The 2,746-nt window shown below is 67.0% G+C and carries 2 protein-coding genes and 1 pseudogene; 1 reads left to right on the top strand and 2 read right to left on the bottom strand.

The genetic code is table 11. The annotated features are described in order from the left end of the window. A pseudogene (locus tag ACWFR1_RS40100) lies at positions 1-412 on the top strand (SMI1/KNR4 family protein); the annotation flags it as partial. Between the two features lie 21 nt (positions 413-433). Here ACWFR1_RS40100 and istB read toward each other — a convergent pair. Both istB and istA read right to left on the bottom strand, forming a co-directional pair. Beyond that, complete coding sequence (istB, locus tag ACWFR1_RS40095; RefSeq protein ID WP_317592559.1) at positions 434-1,204, bottom strand: IS21-like element helper ATPase IstB; 771 nt, start codon at positions 1,202-1,204, stop codon at positions 434-436. Then, positions 1,201-2,598, bottom strand: a complete 1,398-nt coding sequence (gene istA, locus ACWFR1_RS40090; RefSeq protein WP_453560963.1) for an IS21 family transposase — start codon at positions 2,596-2,598, stop codon at positions 1,201-1,203. Before istA ends, istB begins: the two co-directional genes overlap by 4 nt. Positions 2,599-2,746: the final 148 nt, after the last annotated feature.

The following is a 2,746-nucleotide window of genomic DNA, read 5'->3' as shown; positions in this document are numbered from 1 at the left end:
CGGCCGTGACGACGATGGCGAATACGGCTGGGGCACCCTGCTCGGCGAGTACCGCCGCAGCCGTGATGGGTGGCTCGCCCATGAGGTCTCACTGGCCGGCCTTCTCCCGATCGCCCGCAACGGCGGAAGCGACACCCTGTTCCTGGACCTGAACCCGGCCGCCCACGGCCAGCTCCATGCCTTCGTGCATGGCATCCCTCACCCTGGATACCTGTCGAAAGGCGTCTTCACCAAGGTCGCTGACGACTTCGATGCCTACCTCGACAGCCTCGTCGTCGATCTGGACCTCGCTGAGGACACCTGGGCCGATGTCGTCGACAGTGACTCCACCGACCCTTGGCGGCGGACCGTCGAGGAGTGGCTGGACAAGGAACTGCCGGGATGGCGGGCTGAGCCGTGGGCGGCGGCCTGAGTTCCCGGGCGGGGTGATTGATCAAGCGACGTTGGTGTCGCGCTCGATGGCGGCGAGCCGGTTCTTCAGCCGGTAGCTCGGACCATTGATGGAAACGACGTCGCAGTGGTGCAGGAGCCGGTCGAGGATGGCGGTGGCGAGGACTTCGTCACCGAACACCTGCCCCCATTCACTGAAGGTCTTGTTCGAGGTCAGGATGATCGAGCCCTTTTCGTAGCGCTTGGAGATCACCTGGAACACCAGGTTCGCCTCAGCACGTTCGAGGGGCTGGTAGCCGACTTCGTCGACCACGAGGACGCCGGGGCGGAGGTAGGTGCGGAGCTTGCTGTTGAGTCGTCCGGCTGCCTCGGCGACCTTGAGCTGGCGGACCATGTCGTCGAGGGTCGTGAAGTAGACCGAGAAGCCGGCCCGGCAGGCGGCGACCGAGAGCGCGACTGCGATGTGGGTCTTGCCGACCCCGGGCGGTCCCAGCAGGGCCGCGTTGGCCTTGGCCTCGACGAAGGCAAGGGTGGCCAAGTCTTTGATCTTGCGGGGGTCGAGTTCGGACTGGAAGGCGAAGTCGTACTCGTCGAGCGTTTTGTGGTGCGGCAGCTTGGACAGCCGCAGGCCCTGGCGGAAGCGCCGGTCGTCTCGAATGGCGAGCTCCTCGGCCAGCACGAGGTCGAGGAAGTCGAGGTAGCCCATCTTGGCCTCGTCCGCCCGGCCAGCGTACTGGTTCAGGCTCTCGGCCAGGTGGGGCAGGCCGAGCTTGGCGGCCGTGCTTCGGATTCGGGTGCTGACCAGCTCGCTCAACTGGGCTCCTCCGGTGTGGGGTGGGTGGTGAAGGGACGGGTCCCGGTCAGTTCGTCATAGACCGACAGGGGTCTGCGGCCGACCTCGACGCGGACGGCCGCGGCCCGGTTCAGGAGAGCCATCAGCGAGCCGGCCGTCTCCTCGCCGAGTGGGTTCTGATGACGGGGCTGCGGAGGGACGTCACCTGTGGTGGTCCGTCTGTTTCGGCCGTCTGGAAGACCGTCCCAGTGCTTCTCGTCGACGACGCAGGCTCCGCGGCCGACGGCCCTTGGGTGGATCGCCAGCAGAGTGTCGCCGTTGGCGCCGGGGACGGTGGAGTGCAGGGTGATCTGGGACTTCGTGGCCCTGACTTCCACCAGCTGGCGCGGGCGGACTTTGCGGGCCGGCACCGAGTAGAGGTTCGCGTCGAAGGCGACCAGGCAGTCCTTGCCGACGTAGCGAAGGTGCCGCTGAGTGACCACGTAAGGTGTCGTCGGCAGGGGGCGCAGGGCCACGTGGTCGCGGATCGCGCGGTGCCCGATGATCTCGCCGTGGGTGCCATGCGCCTTCGCCCGTCGCAGGGGCACCCAGGCGTTGAAAGCGGAGTCCAGCTCTGCGATGGAGGAGAAGGACCGTCCGGCCAGGACGTGGTCGCGGACGATCAGGACCTGCCGCTCGACGCGGCCTTTCCCGGTGGGGCGGTAGGCCGCCAGCACATCGATGTCGAAGTCGTAGTGCCCGGCGAATCCGACCGCTTCCGGGTGCAGCGGAACGGCCTCGCCCGGTGCCACGTGGCGTCGGACGACCGTCTTGGTGCGGTCGTAGACGATCGACATCGGCACCCCGCCGAAGTGGGCGAACGCCTGGCGGTGGCAGTCGAAGAAGGTGGCCAGGTCCTGGCTGGTCGTGAAGCAGCAGAATGGATCTCGCGAGTAGGACAAGGTCATGTGGAACGAGTAGACCTTCGGGATGCCGACGTGGGCGAGGATCTGTCCTTCGTCTCCCCAGTCGACCTGGGCCTGTGCTCCGGGCACGACCTCGAATCTGCGGTGCAGGCCGGCCAGCTCGCCTGGGCTGATGCCAAGTTCCTCCGCGATCCGCGGCCGGGCCTCCTGCATGTAGAGCTTGACCCGCTGGTAGGTGCCGGGGAAGCCGTACTCGGCCACCAGCCTCTCGTGAACCACGGCCCCTTTGATCAGAATCTCCGACCGCAGCATCGCGTCGATCAGGGGCGCGAACTCATCCACCTTCCGCCGGCGGCCATGTCCCGGCGCTGCCCGCCGGGGCGGGGCAACCGGACCCTCAGAGGACAGGTACTTGCGGACCGTGCGACGGTTGAGTCCGGTCTCCTTCGCGATCTCCGACAGGCTCATCGCCCCGGACTCGAACAGCCCGCGGAAGCGTCGAAGCTCCATCCATCGTTGCGGGTCCAAGACCACGGTCAGCCGCCCTCCGCCACCCTTCAAAGGCCGGCAGCAGACTGCCCACGATCAATCTCCGGTACGTCAGGAGGTGGGCACGTTCATCCGTACGTGCTTGGGCACGTTCACGTGTACGCCGACA

The sequence above is a fragment of the Streptomyces sp. NPDC055103 genome (assembly GCF_053607625.1).
This window is presented reverse-complemented; position numbering and strand designations above follow the sequence as displayed.